Raw genomic sequence first — 19,754 nt, 5'->3', positions numbered from 1 at the left:
TATCTCTTGAGAAGTGCGATTTAAGCGCCTTCGTTGTGCAACTCTAAGTTTGCTAGGTCTTGCTGGATTTCGCGCTGTGTTTTCGCATCATCGTTGCGCAGACCATCAAGGAAATCCAGATATTGCTGGTCAATATCACCCGTCACGTACTCACCGTTAAATACGGATGTATCAAACGTAGTGATATCTTGGTTACCAAGACCAACTGCCTCGACTAAATCATCGAGACGTTGATAAATCAGAGCATCCGCACCGATTTGCTTGCAGATGGTCTCGTTATCGCGTCCATGAGCAATCAGTTCTGTTGCGCTTGGCATGTCGATACCGTAAACATTCGGGAAACGAACTTCTGGCGCGGCAGAAACCATAAACACTTTGTTCGCACCGGAATCACGAGCCATCTCAATGATCTGCTCTGAAGTCGTACCACGTACGATAGAGTCATCGACTAGCAGGACATTTTTGCCCTTGAACTCAGAGCGGATTGCATTGAGCTTACGACGTACCGACTTCTTACGTTGCTGTTGTCCCGGCATGATAAAGGTACGACCTACGTAACGGTTTTTCACAAAACCTTGGCGGTATGGCTTATCAATCGCTTGAGCAATTTGCAGTGCGATATCGCAAGACGTTTCTGGAATAGGAATAACCACGTCGATGTCTAAATCTGCGTAGTCTTCGCTGATACGCTCACCGAGCTTCTTACCCATTTCAACACGAGCACTGTACACTGAAATCTTATCGATGAATGAATCTGGACGAGCAAAGTAAACGAACTCAAAAATACATGGGTTCAGCTTAGGGTTGTCAGCACACTGCTTAGTGTATAGCTCACCATCAAATGTCGCGTAAATTGCCTCACCAGGCGCCACGTCGCGAACAAAATCGAAGCCAACAGCATCCAATGCGACAGATTCTGACGCCACCATATACTCGGTTCTGCCGTTTACGTCTCGCTTGCCAAGACAAAGAGGACGAATGCCGTGAGGGTCACGAAATGCAATCATACCGTGACCAATGATCATCGCTGTTACTGCGTATGCACCGCGAATAGTGCGATGCACATTAGTCACCGCGCGGAACACGTCTTCAGAAGTCACGTTACCTTTAACGGTGTCGATTTCATGAGCCAGTACATTAAGTAACACTTCTGAGTCTGAAGTGGTGTTGATATGGCGGCGGTCTTTTTCAAACAGCTTCTGACGAACTTCATGAGCGTTTGTCAGGTTACCGTTGTGGGCAAGTGTAATACCGAAAGGAGAGTTTACGTAGAAAGGTTGAGCTTCTGAGGCGCTTGAACTACCTGCAGTAGGGTAACGAACATGACCAATACCCACCTCACCTTGCAAGCGTTGCATGTGTCTTGCTTCGAACACATCCTTCACTAAACCGTTCGCCTTGCGCAGACGAAAACGATTGCTTTCTATGGTACAAATACCAGCGGCATCTTGGCCACGATGCTGTAACACCGTTAACGCGTCATAAATAGACTGGTTTACAGGCGTTGTGCCCACGATTCCAACAATACCACACATGTCCTAATCCTCGATTTGCGACAGTAGCTGGCACTACTAGATAGTGCCAGACAGAAAACTTGATGTTGCTTTTAAATGCTCGAAGAATGGGGCGATGATACGGCTGAACTCAGGGACCAACTGTGACTCTTTCCACCAATCCGAGCTTGGGAATGCAGTAAACGCATCCATAAAAAACAGCACCGCAGAAACAATCAGTACTCCGCGTAAACCACCAAACACCACACCGAGAATTCGATCGGTTCCTGATAGCCCTGTTTTTTGTACCAGTTGACCAATGACGTAATTCACCACTGCACCAACCACTAGGGTTGCGACGAATAACGCCGCAATTGCGGCTCCGTTTCGAAACATTTCATCTTCGATGTTGGTGAAGTACACCGCCAATTTGGCGTAGTAGTTACTGGAGATAAAAAATGCTCCGAACCAAATCACCAAAGACAAAGCTTCTTTAGCAAAACCGCGAACTAAACTGATCAGAGCTGAAAATCCGATCACACCTAAAATGACAAAATCTAACCAATTCATGTTTTCTTCATCTTAAGTTGGCGCGCATTTTAACAGAAAAAATGCTGACGCAAACGTTTTCTTATGGATTTAATGGCTTAAATTTAAGCAATTGACCTTTTGAGCCTGTAATTTTTTGTAATTCCTTGACCTGTCGTTCAAGTTTACTTTTTGATACATCAGGACCAACAATTACTCGAGTAAAGGTATTCTCTTTTTTTACATGAGCTTGATACCCGCGCTTCTGTAAATCCTCTACCAATGCAACTGCATTCTCATGATTTTTCAGTGCCATCAATTGAATGATCCAAGCCGAATCCTCATATTGATTTTTTTCTTCAACCGGACGAACAGCGACCTCTACCTTTTCAGGCTGCTTGTTCGCGTGTTCAGGTTGAGTGGCAGGCTCTGTTTTTGGTACAGAAACGTCAGTTGGAGACACTTCAGATTCATCCACCGTCGCAGTTACCGGAGATTCTGGTAACGAAACGTTGTCTTCTTCAGGTTCCAAGATTTCAAAGTTTTCCACATCGCTATCAAGTTCTGGTTTGATAGGAATGCTGGCAAACTCTTCTTTGTAGTGCAGTTTCTTACCATCTAGGACGTCAGGGAGCACAATGACCCCCACCGCTACTAGAATGATGGTGCCGACTAAACGACTTTGGAATTTACTTGCCATCAAATTACCTTTGATTACTCATTATTTGATTGCCAATGCTCCAACACCTCGCCCACAGTATGGAAGGAACCAACCACCAAAATGACATCGTCGTGAGCTGCGTGAGTCTTCGCGCTCTCAAACGCCTCTACTGGAGCTTGGAACTCAACTTGACCTTGAGGTAAGTATTGGCACAGTTCATCTGCTGTCGCTGCTCGTGGACCTGTCAGCGATGCTGGATACCATTGCGTTGCAATTGGAGTTAATGCTTCGATTGTTGCTTTGATGTCTTTATCGTGCAGCATAGCAACCACAACGTGGATGTTCTTATCCGCGTATTGACGTTTCACCTTCTCAACCAAGTATTCAGCTGAATGAGGGTTGTGTGCAACATCAAGGACGATTTCCGGACCCGTTTGCAAAACCTGCATTCGGCCAGCCAAGCGAGCATTATTCAAGCCATTAACGATATTAATGTCAGTGATTTGCAATTCTGACGCGCCGAGAGCCATTAACGCTGTTGCTGCATTCGGTAACGGTAGAGATGGCAATGGCAGATCTTCTAAATCAAATGCGCCACTGCTCCACTTCCAACCTTTCTCAGTTATCTGGTAATCAAATTGAATACCGACTTGGAAAAACTCAGCTTGAATATCATCAGCATGGGCAGCAACCGTCGCCGGCGGTGTTGGCTGACCACAAATTGCAGGTTTGCCCGCACGGTAAATACCGGCTTTCTCGAAGCCAATCACATTGATGTCATCGCCCAGCCAATCAACATGGTCGATAGCCAAGCTAGTGATAACAGACACGTCATGGTCAACCACATTAGTCGCGTCTAAGCGTCCACCTAGACCAACTTCTAACAGGACCACATCCACTTTCTCAACTTGGAAAATACGAAGTGCCGCTAACGTACCAAATTCAAACAAACTTAGGCTTATCTCGCCGCGCTGTTTTTCGATGTAATCGAACGCCTCACAGTGTTTGCTATCTTCTGCATCGACGCCATTGATACGTACTCGCTCATTGTAGCGAATCAGGTGTGGTGAACTGTAAACACCGACAGAGTAACCGGCATCTAATAGAATGGCTTCCATCAACGCACATGTTGAGCCCTTGCCATTGGTGCCGGCAACAGTAATCACAGTAGGAGCTGGTTTGGTAAGGTTAGCCTTTTGCGCTACCGCTTGAACGCGGTCTAAGCCAAGGTCAATCGCTGAAGTGTGGAGATTTGTTAAATAATCAAGCCACATCGTTAGAGGAGATGTGGCTTGAGGAATAGAGTTTTGGGTCATCTAACTTTAACCATTAATTTCTTTGGTTTTTATGTTAGTTGATACTTTACCCTTTTTCGTCCGCTTCTGGTACAGAATATGGCTCTTCATTTGGAGATTCGTTAACCGAGACCACCATAGGAGACTTGTGGTTAGTTAGCTTAGCTACTAGACCACCCACACGCTGACGCATTTCACGACGGTCAACGATCATATCGATCGCACCGTGCTCAAGAAGGAACTCGCTACGTTGGAAGCCTTCAGGAAGATCTTCACGTACTGTCTGTTCAATTACACGGCGACCAGCAAAGCCGATAAGTGCTTTAGGTTCACCAATGTTGATGTCACCTAGCATTGCCAAACTTGCTGATACACCGCCCATTGTTGGGTCAGTCAGTACAGAGATGAATGGCAAGCCTTTCTCAGAAAGACGCTCAAGTGCCGCACTGGTTTTCGCCATTTGCATTAGAGACATCAACGCCTCCTGCATACGCGCACCACCACTTGCTGAGAAACAAACAAGTGCACAGTTGTTTTCAATTGCTGCTTCTACTGCTTTTACAAAGCGCGCACCAACAACAGAACCCATTGAACCGCCCATGAAAGAGAACTCAAAAGCACACGCCACTAGTGGCATGCCCAACAATTCACCTTGCATTACGATCAGTGCATCTTTCTCACCACTGCTCTTTTGTGCAGCAGAGATACGCTCTTTGTAGCGTTTAGAATCTTTAAACTTCAGTTTATCTTGCGGCTCAAGCTCAGTACCAAGTTCCACACGGTTACCTTCATCTAGGAATGTTTCTAGACGACGGCGCGCTTTCATACGCATGTGATGGTTACACTTAGGACAAACTTCTAGGTTACGCTCAAGCTCAGCGTGGTATAAAACCTGCTCACAAGAAGTACATTTGGTCCACACGCCTTCAGGAATAGAAGCTTTACGTGAACTTACTAGGTTGCTTTTCTCTAAAATCTTTTCAAGCCAACTCATGGAAGACCTTTTCTCTCAACTCTTCCGCTTCATTGCGAAAGATATAAATTCGGGAATATTGCGGATGGATTAAAACATATCTTGCCGCGACTGTAGATAAAAAACTGGTTGTACCTATTTTTGATATCATTAATAACGCACAGTTTCAGCACGTATCCAGCCTAAAGTACCGATATTTTGAAACAAAATCGCAAATTTAGTTCAAATTATCTGGCAAAAACAACGGACCGATCGGCACTCGTGGCAATCCAAACTCTTCTGGGTAGTCCACATCCACCAAATATAAGCCTTCAGCTTTGGCGGTCGCGCCTGCTAATTTGCGGTCTTTCGCTTCTAGTAGCCATTTTATCCATTCTGATTTTTCTTCACCACGACCCACTTTGATCAAGCTACCGGTGATGTTGCGCACCATATGATGAACAAATGCATTGGCTTTGATATCAATCACGATGTAGTCACCATGACGAGTTACGTTAAGGTGCATCAAGTTACGGAATGGGCTCAATGATTGGCAATGCGCAGCACGGAATGAGCTAAAGTCGTTCTCACCCAATAGATACTGCCCTGCTTCATGCATTTTCTTCTCGTCGAGTTCACCATGGTAGTGGCTCACCCCAGAATTCAAAATACCTGGACGCAGTGCATGATTGAAGATGATGTAGCGATAACGACGCGCAGTTGCAGAGAATCGAGCATGAAAGTCATCGTTCACTTCCACTGCCCAGCGGACAGCGATATCACTTGGCATGTTTGCATTTGCACCCATAGTCCAAGCCACCATTTTACGACTCACGTTGGTGTCAAAGTGAACAACCTGACCAGTGCCATGCACACCAGCGTCTGTACGACCTGCACACTGAACTTCAACAGGGTGGTTCGCTACCACAGACAATGCTTTTTCTAGCTCTTCTTGGACGCTTTTCACTTCTCTTTGACGTTGCCAGCCAAAGTAGTTTGTACCGTTGTATTCGATACCTAATGCGATTCTCATTTTAACCTTCGAACTCTAAAATGGGGCGGGAAGTATATACGTAAGTCCTTCCAGATACAAAAAGGGCAGCGTTTGCTGCCCTTTTAGTTACCGACCGTTAATCGTATCGATAAGGTTTTTAGCCTCTCGGCGAATATCATCTTCTCCGTAGACAATCGCTTCTTCTAGCAACTTAATCGCGCCTTGAGGATCGTTCATCTCAAGGTAGATTTTTGCGAGATCCAGCTTACCTGCAGCTTCTGCATTGGTATCTACATCGACATCGCCAATATCACCAATCACGTCAGGAAATTCGTTCAGACCCACATCGAGTTTGAGATCTTGCTCTTCAAACTCGCCACCGTCTTTGTCCACTTGCGCCATCAACTCATCAATCGTCATGAATTGATTCTTCTTAGGATCAAAGTCCGTTAAGTCTTCTTGCTCACCCCAGTTTTCTTGCGCGATTTCTGGCTGTGCTAACGCGTCAGACGAACTCCATACTTCACGCTGATCTTCTGGTACCTCTGCTGCTGATGAAGTGCTTTCTGGCGACAGTTTAAAGCCGTCCCAGTCATCACCAACATCCAGCATAGTCTCGAAGTCCATACCAGCGCTTGCAATCGTGTCACTATCTAGCTTGCCATCAAAGACCTCAGATTCAGCATTTTCCGATAACAGGTTCGCCATCGCTGATTCTTCGAAGTCATTTAACTCTGACTCAAAGGCATTGTTCGCTTCTGGCTCCACATCGGCACTGAAAGCTTCTGGTTGCGCAAAGACTTCGAACAAAGCATCGTGGTCATTATCAGCTTGCAACACTGGCTGAGGCGTTTCTAAGCGCTCATTCGATGCTTCTGGACTAATAGTGTCAGATTCAGCAGTTGATGGTTCTTCTGCCATTGACGCTAACGCATCTTCTTCGTTGAATTCAGGAAGCTCTAAGTCGTCGAAGTTGAACTCTTCTTCTGCGTCCGCAACTGGCGCTTCAAGATCGGCTGTTTCCGATTCTGTTAGCGCTGGCTCCTCTGCCATTGACGCTAGCGCATCTTCTTCGTTGAACTCAGGAAGCTCTAATTCATCGAAGTTGAACTCTTCTTCTGCGTCCGCAACTGACGCTTCAAGATCGGCTGTTTCCGATTCTGTTAGCGCTGGCTCCTCTGCCATTGACGCTAACGCATCTTCTTCGCTGAACTCAGGAAGCTCTAATTCATCAAAGTTGAACTCTTCTTCTGCGTCCGCAACTGGCGCTTCAAGATCGGCTGTTTCCGATTCTGTTAGCGCTGGCTCCTCTGCCATTGACGCTAGCGCATCTTCCTCGTTGAACTCAGGAAGCTCTAATTCATCGAAGTTGAACTCTTCTTCTGCGTCCGCAACTGACGCTTCAAGATCGGCTGTTTCCGATTCTGTTAGCGCTGGCTCCTCTGCCATTGACGCTAACGCATCTTCTTCGCTGAACTCAGGAAGCTCTAATTCATCAAAGTTGAACTCTTCTTCTGCGTCCGCAACTGGTGCTTCAGGCTCAGCCATTTCCGATTCTGTTAGCGCTGGCTCTTCTGCCATTGACGCTAGCGCATCTTCTTCGCTGAATTCAGGAAACTCTAAGTCGTCGTAGTTAAACTCTTCTTCTGCTTCCACAACTGGTGCTTCAGGCTCAGCCATTTCCGATTCCGCTAACGCTGGCTCTTCTGCCGTTGACGCTAGCGCATCTTCTTCGCTGAACTCAGGAAGCTCTAAGTCGTCGAAGTTGAACTCTTCTTCTGCTTCCGCAACTGGTGCTTCAGGCTCAGCCATTTCCGATTCTGTTAGCGCTGGCTCCTCTGCCATTGACGCTAGCGCATCTTCTTCGCTGAACTCAGGAAGCTCTAAGTCGTCGAAGTTGAACTCTTCTCCAGCTTCCGCAACTGGTGCTTCAGGCTCAGCCATTTCCGATTCCGCTAACACTGGCACTTCTGCCGTTGACGCTAGCGCACCTTCTTCGCTGAACTCAGGAAGCTCTAATTCATCAAAGTTGAACTCTTCTTCTGCGTCCGCAACTGGCGCTTCAACATCGGCTGTTTCCGATTCTGTTAGCGCAGGCTCCTCTGCCATTGACGCTAGCGCATCTTCTTCGCTGAACTCAGGAAGCTCTAAGTCGTCGAAGTTGAACTCTTCTTCAGCGTCCGCAACTGGTACTTCAGGTTCAGCCATTTCCGATTCCGCTAACGCTGGCTCTTCTGCCATTGACGCTAGCGTATCTTCTTCGCTGAATTCAGGAAGTTCTAAATCGTCTAGGTTGAACTCTTCTTCATCGATATTAGATGCAGTTGAGTTAGCTGCAACTGGCTCTTGCTCTGTTTTGCCCTCTGGCTCAATATCATCAACTAGCCAATCTTCCTCTTGAGGAATACCAAATTCATTTTCAACAGTGTTCGGTGTCGGAGTGAAAGCAGGCTCTTCTTCAATATCAGAAGTTGCAATAGATTCACTTTCAGCTTGGTTCACTTGTGGCACGTTGTCTGATTGAAGCTCTGCTGTATCAAGCTGCTCAACAGATTCTTCCACCACTGCTAGTTCTTCAACTGATGTTTCTGGCTCGGATTCATCCGCGAATTCCGTTTCACCGCCAATCAATGCGTCAAGCTCTGCAGCAAAGTCCGCACCTTCTTGCTCTGCAGGTTTTAGAGCTTCGCTGTCGGTATCGAAGAGATCATCCAGCTCCGTCATTAACGGGTCATGCTTTGGTGAAGCATCTTCTAGGTCACCAAAGAAATCATTGCTGTTGAAATTAACATCGGATTCAGACTGCTCGGCTTCAGCTTCTGTGCTGAGAGGCTCAGCCAGAGGCTGACTTTCAGCCTCTGGTTGGTTGTCACTAAGCAGCGCATCAATATCCAAACCGGAATCTAATCCAAGTGCTGCTTTTTCATCTTCTAAATCTAATGTTGATTCGACGCCAGCAGTAGGTTGAGGAGTCGAAGTTAACGCTTCCTCTTCTACAGGCTCTAAATCATCAAAACCAAGCGAGGCAAGCAGGTCTTCATCATCTTGAATGTTCTCTGGTTCGTCATCTTCACGAATTAGATCATCAAATGGGTCAATTTCACTGTTCGGTTCGCTGTGCGATTCTTCGTTATCGTCATCTAACAGCTCGTCCAACAAATCAACGCTATTTTCATCAATGTCTGCCAGAGCATCGTCATTCTCGAAACCTGATAGTTTTTCTAGCTCATCAAGCGGATCAAAGTCATCGTCGGATGAGTCCTCATCATCAAAGCCAATCAACTCATCGAGTAAATCGGTACTGTCTTCGTCGATCGCAGGCTCTTCGCTCAAGCCCGCGATATCCTCTAGCTCTTCAAGAGGGTCAAGCTCGTTAAGGGACTCACCATCATCTTCGCCGATCAACTCATCAAGAAGCGCCGATGCGTCATCTTCACTTGAGTCGTTTTCTGTTAGACCGGAAAGCGCCTCAAGTTCATCAAATACATCATCATCTGATTCGCTTGATGTTGGTTGCTCGTATTGTGCTAGCAGTTTATCGATGTCATCGTCCGTTGCTTCACCAGCTGAAAATGCGTTCTCAGTTACAGCTGGCTTATCTTCTTCAACGTCCAGATTGAGATCATCACCATCTAGGTCAGCAAACAGGTCGTCCAACATTGCTTGGTCTACGCCATCTGTTTGCAGCTCTTCTGCCGGTTCATCAGCTGCGAGTAATTCAGCAAAAGCATCATCAGACATCGCATCAGAACCATCTTCGTCAGAAAGATCGAAGCCAGCATCATCGTCATCTAGCACTTCAAGTTCAGGTGCCACCTCATCCAAGGCGCGCTCCATTTCTTCAAGACCCAGGGCTTTTTCTTCGCCATTAACCTTGATGCCATTGCTAGAGGAATCAAATTCATCAAAGCCAACGTCTAAATCGCCATCGTCACCGATGCCAGCAAATGGGTCCTCGCCATCATCACCTTCAAGATTGAAGTCAAGCTCGTCATCATCAAGGTTCCCGAAGACATCCTCTTCTTCAGTTTGCTGTTCTTCTTGTTCGAATAGGTTTTCAGCTTCGTCATCATCTCCGAACAAGTCGTCATCAAGGCTCAGCTCTTCGTCTAATTCATCTGCAGCTGCTAAACCAATTGGCGCAGCAAGAGGATCTGTACTTTGCTGCTCTTGCGCAGCCGCTTCTTCCTCTTTCGCTTTCGAGCGACGACCAAGCATCATCACGACTAACAAGGCGATTAACGCACCCGGAATCAACGCAGCAAGACCAACAAGCCAGCCATTCGATAGAATTTTATCCATCGTACTTGGCTGCATACGCTGTTGCTCGGCAACACGCTGACGCTCTTCAGCTAACAATTTTTCAACTTCTGAGCGAATACGCTCTTCGTCATTCAACGATGTTTTCAGCGTTTCAACTTCGCTTTGTACTTCAGAAAGCATCAAACGCAGGCGATGATTCTTCTCTTCCAAAGACTCCAATTCACTTTGCGAGCCTTGCAGTTTGTCTTTCAGCGCACTGACTTGCTTCTCGCCTTCTGGTGAGGTGGTCACTGCAGGCACTGGCGTCTCAGGTTTTACCACTTTTACCAGCTCTGGTTTCGCAGCCTCTGGTTTTGGATCAGGCTTTGCGGTTTCAACCACTGGTTTTGGCGGCTCAACTTTCGGTTTTACAGGTTGAGTAGGCGTTGCTTTTGGCTGAGTGAGTCGAGCTTCATGCGCTTTCATAATGGCAACAGCTTGCGCAGTTGTTGCGCTTTGCACTTGCTCCAGAGAAGGGACACGTAATCGACTACCAGGAATCAGTTCGTGGATATTCTGTTTATCAAACGCTTGAGGGTTGATTCTATAGATGGCGAGCAGCGTTTGTTGTACGGAAACATTTCGAGAAGGTCGCAATTGAGAAGCGATCGACCATAAAGTCTCATTTTGACCTGTCGGGCCAAAGAAGCGCGACGGTTGGTCATTTTTAGGTGGAGCGGGCAACGCTCGTTCAATCTCCTCAGCAAAGCTCGGAGACGCTTGCACTTCACCAGAGGGTCCTACAAGACGAATACCTTCGGCTTGAACCAATGACGATGTCTGAGTCGCGCTCATCAGCACAAGGGCTGCTAACAAACGCTTATAATTTTGACGCATAGAAGGCTCAGTTTGGTGCTAGTAACAATTTGAAATAGTGATCGGTTAAATATATCGGATATAGCCCTCAAAACTATAGCTTTGAGGGTAAAAAATGTGTGGCTCTCACCATATTCGTACTAATCTCACACAATTTTACGCTATTCGAACAAAAAAGCCTCGCATAGTGCGAGGCTTTAAGGTTCTTAACGTGGTCGACTTAGTAGTAATCGCGAATCAGAACTTCTGCAATTTGAACTGCGTTGGTTGCTGCGCCTTTACGAACATTATCGGCAACAACCCATAGGTTCACGCCACTGTGATGGCTGATATCGTTACGAATACGACCAACCATTACATGGTCTTTGCCGCCCGCATCACGAACTTGTGTTGGGAAGTCTTCACCGTGGAATACTTCAATACCATCTGTTTGCTCAAGTAAGTTAATCACTTCTTGTGCATCGATTGGTGAGCGAGTCTCAATATGAACCGCTTCTGCGTGACCATAGAATACAGGTACGCGTACACAAGTTGGGTTTACTGTGATTGATGGGTCGTTAAAGATCTTTTGCGTTTCCCACACCATTTTCATTTCTTCTTTGGTGTAGCCGTTTTCCATCATCTGGTCGATTTGTGGAATACAGTTAAACGCGATCTGTTGAGAGAATTGCTTCTTGTCAGCAGGTAGACCATTTAGCAGCTTCGCTGTTTGACCTGCTAGCTCATCAATACCTGCTTTACCTGCACCCGATACAGATTGGTAAGTTGAAACGTTAATACGTTCAATGCCCACTGCATCATGAATTGGTTTTAGTGCCACCAGCATTTGGATGGTTGAACAGTTCGGGTTTGCAATGATATTGCGGTTACGAAATTCTGCAATCGCTTCTGGGTTTACTTCTGGCACAACCAAAGGAATGTCATATTCGTAACGGAAGTTCGACGTGTTATCGATAACGATAACGCCTTCATCAGCGGCAATTGGTGCCCATTTTGCTGACAGTTCGCCACCAGCAGAGAACAGTGCGATGTGCGCTTGAGACCAATCGAATTCTTCTACGTTTTGAACACGTACCGTTTTACCATTGAAGCGGTAAGTCTTGCCTTCACTACGCTCACTCGCAAGTAGGAAGATTTCACCTACCGGGAATTTGCGCTCTTGAAGCACTTCCAAAATTGTTTCACCGACCGCACCGGTCGCACCTAATACGGCAACATTGTATTGCTGGCTCATTGACTTACCTCAACCTGAAAACCTAGTTCTGCTAATGGTGCAAGATTGCATGTTTCGTTACCCATTAGCGTGACAGCGCTGTACTCGCGGCGATCCCAGTAGTTTTTACGCATCAGGTCAAAAGAGCCTGGCTTACTGATTTCGCGGCGGAAAAGAGCGTCATCTTTACGCACATCATAGATTAACTGCGTGATGTTGTGCAGCGTTGCTTCATCCCATGCTCTGTCCAATACCATAGTAGGAACAGGCGCGGTTGGCAGTAAATCGCTGGCATGCGCACGTAATTCGTTATTTAAGAACTCACAGTAGCTATTGAAAATCATTGTTGTACCGCGAGCTTTCCCTTCCAGACCATAGCCTGCAACGTGAGGGGTTGCGAATGCTAGCAGAGGCAGAAGCTCCATATCAACCTCTGGTTCAAACTCAAACACATCGAGTGCCGCTGTAAAGCCGTCGTTTTTCAGTAAACGTTGCTTTAGCGCTTGGTTGTCAACGACCGGACCGCGCGCGGCATTGATAAGAATTTGATCGCTACGAAGACCATTTAGCACTGCCTCATCAATCAGGTGATGCGTTGGATGTGGACCATCTTTAGTGATAGGCGTATGCAGCGTAATGATGTCAGAACGTTCGATCAGCTCGGCTAGCGGAGTGAAGCTGCGAGAATCACCCTCTTCTTGTTTAAATGGATCATTGATGAGCACGTTTATGCCCATGCCTTTCAAACATTTTTCAAGGTAGCTACCGACTTGACCCGCGCCAATAATACCAACGGTTTTATCGAAAACTGAAAAGCCTTGTTGTTGTGCTAGCACCATCATGACGCTGAACGCGTACTCGGCAACACCAACTTTGTTACAACCAGGTGCTGCGGTGAAGAAAATACCTTTCTCTTGCAATAGCGCTTGATCAACATGATCCATACCTGCGGTTGCTGTACCAACGAACTTCAGCTTGTTTGCTTTGCTGATCAGTTCTGCGTTTACTTTGGTAACTGAGCGAATCATTAGCGCGTCGACATCGACTAAATCATCGGCGGTTAGTGTACGACCAGGTTTTAGAATCACTTCACCGAGTTGGCTGAATAGCTCTTCAGCGTACGGCATATTTTCATCAACAATAATTTTCATAGCGCCAGCGTTTAACATCCATTTGTATGAGTTCGTTTATTCGCAAGATGCGAAGCTAAAGCGATTGTGCCCTTTTCTTGAAAAATCTCAACAACTATACCCAAGTGACTTTCCTAAACAGGTTTCAGAAAAGAAAAAGCCCGGCTAAATTAGCCGGGCAAAGTTCCAGAACAAAAGGATCCTATCCCGCTCTCCTTGGGATAGAGTCTGCGTCTGTTCGATCAGTTTGACTGATCAAGCTCTGGAAACTGGTTTGTCGGTCCGTTGACGCCATTTGAGACATCATAGTGACATTCCGACCAACAAATTCAGTTAGCTTTGAGTCGCTTACGCTTGGTACTTTTTGATTACCAATGTCGCGTTTGTACCACCAAAACCAAAGCTGTTTGACATAACCGTCGTTAACTCAGCTTCACGAGCTTCCGTTACGATGTCTAGACCTTGTGCTGCTTCATCCAAGTTAGAGATGTTCACACTTGGGGCAATGAAGTTGTTGTCTAGCATTAGCGTTGAGTAAATCGCTTCGTGAACGCCAGCTGCACCTAGTGCGTGACCTGTCATTGCTTTTGTCGCAGAGATTGCTGGGCTGTTATCACCGAATAGTTCTTGGATAGCGCCTAGCTCTTTCACGTCACCTACTGGAGTAGAAGTGCCGTGGGTATTGATGTAGTCGATAGCATCAACATCTTGCATTGCCATCTTCATACAACGAACGGCGCCTTCACCTGATGGTGCTACCATGTCGTAGCCATCAGAAGTCGCACCGTAACCTACGATCTCACCGTAGATTTTCGCGCCACGAGCTAGAGCGTGCTCTAGTTCTTCGATAACTAGCATGCCGCCGCCACCAGAGATTACGAAACCGTCACGGTCTGCATCGTAAGTACGAGATGCTTTGTCTGGTGTTTCGTTGTATTTAGTTGATAGTGCGCCCATCGCATCAAACATCATAGTTTGAGACCAATCTAGCTCTTCACCACCACCTGCAAAAACGATGTCTTGTTTACCAAGTTGGATAAGCTCCATCGCGTGACCGATACAGTGTGCAGACGTTGCACAAGCTGAGCTCATTGAGTAGTTCACGCCACGAATCTTAAATGGTGTTGCAAGACACGCTGATACTGTTGAAGACATAGTACGTGGAACCATGTATGGACCTACGCGTTTTACGCCTTTTGCACGCATCGTGTCAGTTGCTACTGTTTGGTTTAATGCAGAAGCACCACCAGAACCAGCAACGATACCTGTACGATCGTTTGAAACTTGTTCTTCAGATAGACCAGCGTCTTCAATTGCCTGCTGCATTGATAGGTATGCATAAGCAGCCGCATCACCCATAAAGCGCATCTGCTTACGGTCAATAAATTCTGCTGGGTTGATTTTCAGATCACCCCATACCTGCGAACGCAGACCGTTTTCTTTAAACTGCTCAGACGCAGTGATGCCAGATTTGCCCGCTTTAAGAGACGCTAGAACTTCTTCGACGTTGTTACCGATACTTGAAACAATACCCATACCGGTGATTACGACTCGTTTCATTATGACATTCCTATAATTCAAAAATCCGCTAGATAATAACTAAGATAGTCAACAAAAGTGGTCAGCTTTCCCAGAAATTCGTACAATCGCCGAATTCTAACCGCGCCAAATCACATATTTGCACCATTATGACTTCGATTAAAAACGCAGAACTTGGTTGGAACGAAGCTGGTACACCGGTTTCTGACCAATTTGATGATGTTTATTTCTCCAACGTAAACGGTCTCGAAGAGACGCGTTACGTGTTCCTCAAACAAAATCATCTACCAGAAAGATGGCAGGAATTTGACCAAAGACGTTTTGTTATTGGTGAAACCGGATTTGGCACAGGGTTGAACTTCTTAGCCGTGTGGCAATGGTTTACCGAATTTCGTCGCGAATATCCAGAGGCAACCCTAAAAGAATTGCATTTTGTTAGCTTTGAGAAGTACCCACTAAGCAAAGCTGATTTAGAAAAAGCGCATCAATCATGGCCAGAATTGGCAGAGTTTGCCGAAAAACTGCAACAGCACTATCCAGCAGCAGTGCCTGAGTGTCATCGCATTGTTTTAGAAGACGGCGCTATCACACTCGATCTTTGGTTTGGCGATATCAAAGACTGCATGCCGCTTGTTCCTTATGAAGAGCAAGGCTTGATTGATGCTTGGTTCTTAGATGGTTTTGCACCGAGCAAAAACCCAGAAATGTGGAACCAAAACCTATTCAACGGTATGGCAAAATTGGCGAAACAGGATTGTACGGTCGCAACCTTTACGGCAGCGGGCTTTGTGCGTCGCGGCTTAAACGAAGCGGGCTTTGCAATGAAAAAAGTCAAAGGCTTCGGCACCAAACGTGAAATGATTGCAGGTTCGATGGAGCAGCGTGAAGCGCATTCAAACCACCTACCTTGGTTTAACCGCACTGCCTCGACCAATCATGATTCCATCGCGATTATTGGTGGCGGTATCGCTAGCGCGGCTTTGGCTAAAACGCTGATTCGTCGCGGTCAAAATATCACGCTTTACTGCAAAGACGCTCAACCTGCAGAAGGCGCATCAGGCAACCGCCAAGGCGCAGTGTACCCATTATTAAATGGTCCACACAAAGGCGTTTCTCGTGTATTCGCTCCGGGCTTTTTGTTTGCCCGTCAGTTTGTTGACCAAGCAGCGCAAGATATCCAATTTGATCACGATTGGTGCGGCATTACTCAGCTGATGTGGGATGACAAATCTGCAGATAAATTAGAGAAAATGCTTGCTGGCAATTTCACACCAGAGTTAATTCATAAACTATCTGCTGAAGAGACCGCAGAGAAGATAGGCTTGCCGATTGATATGGCATCGGTTCACTATCCTCTTGGCGGTTGGTTATGCCCTGCTGAACTCACCCGAGGCTTGATAGCTCAATTGGATAAAACAGAACTTTTTGAAGCGAAGTTCGAGCATCAAGTCGAGTCGCTCGCTTGGGACGAATCGCGCAAGGTTTGGATATTGAAAGCGAACGGTCAAAGCTTTGAACATTCAACTGTAGTGGTTGCTAATGGCAGTGAGTTCCAAACACTAAGCCAAACCGCTGATTTACCAATGGGTCAGGTAAAAGGTCAAGTTAGCCACGCACCAGCGACAGAAACTTTGTCCAAGCTGAAAACGGTACTGTGTTACGACGGTTACATGACACCTGTTAACCCGAATAATCAGCACTTGTGCATCGGTGCAAGCTACGACCGCAGCCACCTCGATTACGAGTTTGACGAGGATGCGCAAAAAGACAACGCTGAGAAATTGGTGAAGTGCCTGCCGAACCAAACTTGGACGAAAGAAGTGGATACCTCTGGTAACTTGTCACGCCAAGGTATTCGCTGTGTTAGCCGTGACCACCTTCCGTTTGTAGGGAACGTAGGCGACTTTGAAACCATCAAAACGCAATATGCGGATCTGCAAAATCAACAAGAGCAAGACGTTGACGCGATTCACCAGTTCCCTAACCTATTCTGTTTCCTAGGTTTAGGCTCTCGTGGTTTGAGCTCAGCACCTCTAATGGCAGAAGTGTTGGCTTCACAAATCTGTGGCGATCCGGTACCACTGCCTGTTGATGTGCTGACTGAACTGCACCCAAGCCGTATGTGGGTAAGAAAGCTACGTAAAGGTAAGGCGATTACTGAGTTGTAACGTTTTTCGAGAGTGTAAAGAACCCCTCCTATCCTCCCCCTTAAAAAAGGGGAGGAACAAGTTCTTAACACCGCTATAGTCCTTCCATCTTTCCAGAAGGAGCAAGTTGCGAACTCCGCACTGATCTTTCCCTTTCTAACGGGGGAATTAGAGGGGGGTTACAAGTGTTTAATTCAACGCCGCCACGGCCGCTTTCACCTGCTCTACAATTTCCGCATTACGGAACTCACCCGCTTCCAAATCAAAGTTATCGTAGAAGCTTGGAATAGATTGCGATGCTTTCACTTCAGCACCAAAGTAAGGCGCAGAGCCTGTCGCCGCAGCGAGTACCGTTTGTGCACCTCCAGGACCTGGTGAAGTCGCTAAGTACACCGCTGGTTTATTTTGGAATACGTTACGCTCGATGCGTGTCGCCCAATCGAATAAATTCTTATACGCTGCTGGGTAAGAGCCATTATGCTCAGCAAAAGAAATCACCAAAGCGTCTGCTGTTGCGATGTCAGCAAGAAACGCTTTTGCGCCCTCTGCCTGACCAATTTCCTTCTCTTTGTCTTCGCTGAACAAAGGAACATCGTAGCTATTGAGATCTAACACTTGCACGTCTGCACCTTCAACAAGATTGGCTGCGTAAGTCGCGAGAGTTTTATTGATAGAGGTAGAGCTAGTAGAAGCGCCGAATGCGATAATTTTCATGGTTGTAGTCCTTTGTTCACGTTTTGTACTAACAAGAGTAAGAGGTGAACGAGTGTGCTACAACCACAAAAATTTTAAGGAGAGATTCGAAAATTTCGAAGGAGTTTAATTTAACTCTTTTTGCTTCAACCAGAGGTTTAGCGCAACCTGTCGAAGCTTATAAAAACTGATGGTGGCTTAAGCTTGTGCTTGAAGCTCTTGCCAAAGGTCGTTAACAATCACGCGGTCTGCTGGTGTTAATTCTGAACGCGCTTCCTCAAGACTGTTTTCGATGCGAGATTTCAACTCAGCCACATCGTTAATGCCTTCTTCTTCACACGCCGCCGCAGACAGAGAAATGTGACCACGTAAATAACCACCAGCAAACAATTCATCATCCGATGCTGTTTCAATGCGAGCATCAATCAGTTCTAGTAGTTTTTCTTCAAATTCAATAATCATGGCGTTTCTCTGAGGTTATTTAACGATAAAGTCAGACGTTTCCAGCGGCTTAGTTTGGTAAAAGGCACGCAAGGCATCCGATAGCATTTGTACGCGCGGCGGAAGACCGTTTTCTAAAATACCCATTACTTCATTGTGCACTTTGTGCATAAAACCAAGACGATCTGGTTCAAAATCGCCGTGTAGATTGTCACAACTAACGTTAAAAGGGAAGTCAGCACTTTTCGCGAGAATCCACTCATAAGCTTGGGGGCGAACTTCAACTTTTTCGAACTCAGCTTGAACCTCTGCTGTACGACCATCTGGCTCGTACCAGTAACCAAAATCTTCTAGCAAACGGCGCTCTGGTCCTGCTACACACCAATGGGCAATCTCGTGTAGTGCTGACGCGTAAAAGCCACGAGCAAAAATAATCCGATGATGTGGGTGCGCTTCGTCAGCTGGTAAGTAGATAGGCTCATCACCACCAAGTTCTAATTTGGTATTAAAAGACTCAAGAAATGTGTCATTGAAAATAGCGATAAGGTCTTGATATTCGTGATTCATCATCGATTCTGTACTTCAAATTGATATGCGGTGCGCATTGTCGCTGTTTTTCTTACACAGGTAAAGCCACACAACATGTTTGGTTATTAGCTGAGTTAATCTGAAAGTCACTTTCTCCATACAATTTCTCATTCGTCACAGATCACATTTCCCACTACACTCACGCCTTATTTTTACGCTTGATGATGGCGACTTCAACGCTACTTAAAGCGAGATTCTTTTTGGATTTAAGCCTATCCCCAAGGCTTAGATCTTGTTGGTAAGTTTTGCTGCTGTTTTCCTTAATCTCAAGGACATAACAGAGCCCTTTTATTTGAGTGTCCCCTTATGCTGCTAAGTGTGTTGTATATCATTGGTATCACGGCTGAAGCCATGACTGGTGCATTGAGTGCTGGTCGAAGAAAAATGGATTGGTTTGGTGTTATGTTGGTAGCCAGTGCAACGGCAATCGGCGGCGGTACAGTACGCGACATTTTGCTAGGTCACTACCCATTAGGTTGGGTAAAGAATCCTGAATTCTTAGCAATTACATGCGTTGCGGGTGTACTGACAACTGGCTTGGCGAAGTGGGTAATCAAGCTGAAAGGTCTGTTCATTCGTTTGGATGCGCTAGGCTTGATCGTATTTAGCATCATCGGCACCAAGGTAGCGATTGGCATGGGCTTACACCCTGGCATTTGTATGGTGTCAGCACTTGTAACTGGCGTATTTGGTGGTCTGCTACGTGATTTGATTTGTCGTCAAACGCCGCTTGTGCTGCATGAAGAGCTTTACGCCTCTGTAGCACTTATCGCATCAGGTTTGTACCTAGCGTTACTTGAGTTCAACGTACCGGACGTAACCGCGACGATTGTGACTCTGATTACTGGTTACATGTTGCGTATGGCGGCAGTACGCTTTAAATGGCGCTTGCCTTCATTCCACTTGGAAACCGAAGGGTCGATTCACTGATTCAAATAGAAACCTATTGAAAGATATGAAAA

At 46.2% G+C, this 19,754-nt stretch carries 15 protein-coding genes; 2 read left to right on the top strand and 13 right to left on the bottom strand.

Annotated features, from left to right (window positions below):
- Positions 1–20 precede the first annotated feature (20 nt).
- The 10 genes from purF to fabB all read right to left on the bottom strand — a co-directional run bounded on the left by purF (position 21) and on the right by fabB (position 14,944).
- Positions 21–1,535: an amidophosphoribosyltransferase gene (gene purF / locus NL647_RS19065; RefSeq protein ID WP_009703819.1), complete on the bottom strand. Its 1,515-nt coding sequence runs from the start codon at positions 1,533–1,535 to the stop codon at positions 21–23.
- 36 nt (positions 1,536–1,571) lie between these two features.
- Positions 1,572–2,063 carry a CvpA family protein gene (locus NL647_RS19060; protein WP_005432921.1) on the bottom strand — a complete coding sequence of 164 codons (492 nt, stop codon included), beginning with the start codon at positions 2,061–2,063 and terminating at the stop codon, positions 1,572–1,574.
- A gap of 61 nt (positions 2,064–2,124) precedes the next feature.
- On the bottom strand, positions 2,125–2,721 hold the full coding sequence (locus NL647_RS19055) for an SPOR domain-containing protein (RefSeq protein WP_045489657.1): 597 nt from the start codon (positions 2,719–2,721) through the stop codon (positions 2,125–2,127).
- A gap of 14 nt (positions 2,722–2,735) precedes the next feature.
- Entirely contained in the window at positions 2,736–3,998 is a 1,263-nt protein-coding gene (folC, locus tag NL647_RS19050; RefSeq protein WP_005452094.1) for a bifunctional tetrahydrofolate synthase/dihydrofolate synthase, read from the bottom strand.
- 46 nt (positions 3,999–4,044) lie between these two features.
- Positions 4,045–4,971, bottom strand: coding sequence for an acetyl-CoA carboxylase, carboxyltransferase subunit beta (gene accD, locus NL647_RS19045; RefSeq protein ID WP_005452095.1), 927 nt, complete (start codon positions 4,969–4,971; stop codon positions 4,045–4,047).
- A gap of 196 nt (positions 4,972–5,167) precedes the next feature.
- On the bottom strand, positions 5,168–5,962 hold the full coding sequence (gene truA / locus NL647_RS19040) for a tRNA pseudouridine(38-40) synthase TruA (protein ID WP_253650557.1): 795 nt from the start codon (positions 5,960–5,962) through the stop codon (positions 5,168–5,170).
- An 87-nt stretch (positions 5,963–6,049) separates the two neighbouring features.
- The gene (locus NL647_RS19035) at positions 6,050–11,062 is read right to left on the bottom strand and encodes a FimV/HubP family polar landmark protein (RefSeq protein WP_253650556.1); all 5,013 of its coding nucleotides are present in this window, start codon (positions 11,060–11,062) and stop codon (positions 6,050–6,052) included.
- 199 nt (positions 11,063–11,261) lie between these two features.
- A complete protein-coding gene (locus tag NL647_RS19030; RefSeq protein WP_005448028.1) occupies positions 11,262–12,275 on the bottom strand; it encodes an aspartate-semialdehyde dehydrogenase in 1,014 nt (337 codons plus the stop codon).
- A complete protein-coding gene (locus tag NL647_RS19025; protein ID WP_005448026.1) occupies positions 12,272–13,405 on the bottom strand; it encodes a 4-phosphoerythronate dehydrogenase in 1,134 nt (377 codons plus the stop codon). Before NL647_RS19025 ends, NL647_RS19030 begins: the two co-directional genes overlap by 4 nt.
- 327 nt (positions 13,406–13,732) lie before the next feature.
- The gene (fabB, locus tag NL647_RS19020; protein ID WP_005448024.1) at positions 13,733–14,944 is read right to left on the bottom strand and encodes a beta-ketoacyl-ACP synthase I; all 1,212 of its coding nucleotides are present in this window, start codon (positions 14,942–14,944) and stop codon (positions 13,733–13,735) included.
- 128 nt (positions 14,945–15,072) lie between these two features.
- Here fabB and mnmC point away from each other — a divergent pair, with 128 nt between their 5' ends.
- Positions 15,073–17,091, top strand: coding sequence for a bifunctional tRNA (5-methylaminomethyl-2-thiouridine)(34)-methyltransferase MnmD/FAD-dependent 5-carboxymethylaminomethyl-2-thiouridine(34) oxidoreductase MnmC (gene mnmC, locus NL647_RS19015; RefSeq protein WP_253650555.1), 2,019 nt, complete (start codon positions 15,073–15,075; stop codon positions 17,089–17,091).
- Positions 17,092–17,259: 168 nt separating this feature from the next.
- On the opposite strand, the gene NL647_RS19010 is transcribed toward mnmC, so the two are convergent.
- The 3 genes from NL647_RS19010 to NL647_RS19000 form a co-directional block, all read right to left on the bottom strand.
- Positions 17,260–17,784: an NADPH-dependent FMN reductase gene (locus NL647_RS19010; protein WP_239910756.1), complete on the bottom strand. Its 525-nt coding sequence runs from the start codon at positions 17,782–17,784 to the stop codon at positions 17,260–17,262.
- 177 nt (positions 17,785–17,961) lie between these two features.
- Positions 17,962–18,225, bottom strand: a complete 264-nt coding sequence (locus NL647_RS19005) for a YfcL family protein (RefSeq protein ID WP_005448019.1) — start codon at positions 18,223–18,225, stop codon at positions 17,962–17,964.
- A gap of 15 nt (positions 18,226–18,240) precedes the next feature.
- A complete protein-coding gene (locus tag NL647_RS19000) occupies positions 18,241–18,771 on the bottom strand; it encodes an elongation factor P hydroxylase (RefSeq protein WP_253650635.1) in 531 nt (176 codons plus the stop codon).
- Positions 18,772–19,098: 327 nt separating this feature from the next.
- Here NL647_RS19000 and NL647_RS18995 point away from each other — a divergent pair, with 327 nt between their 5' ends.
- Positions 19,099–19,722, top strand: coding sequence for a trimeric intracellular cation channel family protein (locus tag NL647_RS18995; RefSeq protein ID WP_005433103.1), 624 nt, complete (start codon positions 19,099–19,101; stop codon positions 19,720–19,722).
- Positions 19,723–19,754: the final 32 nt, after the last annotated feature.

The organism is Vibrio sp. Y29_XK_CS5 (assembly GCF_024181835.1).
GTDB lineage: Bacteria > Pseudomonadota > Gammaproteobacteria > Enterobacterales > Vibrionaceae > Vibrio > Vibrio harveyi.
This window is presented reverse-complemented; position numbering and strand designations above follow the sequence as displayed.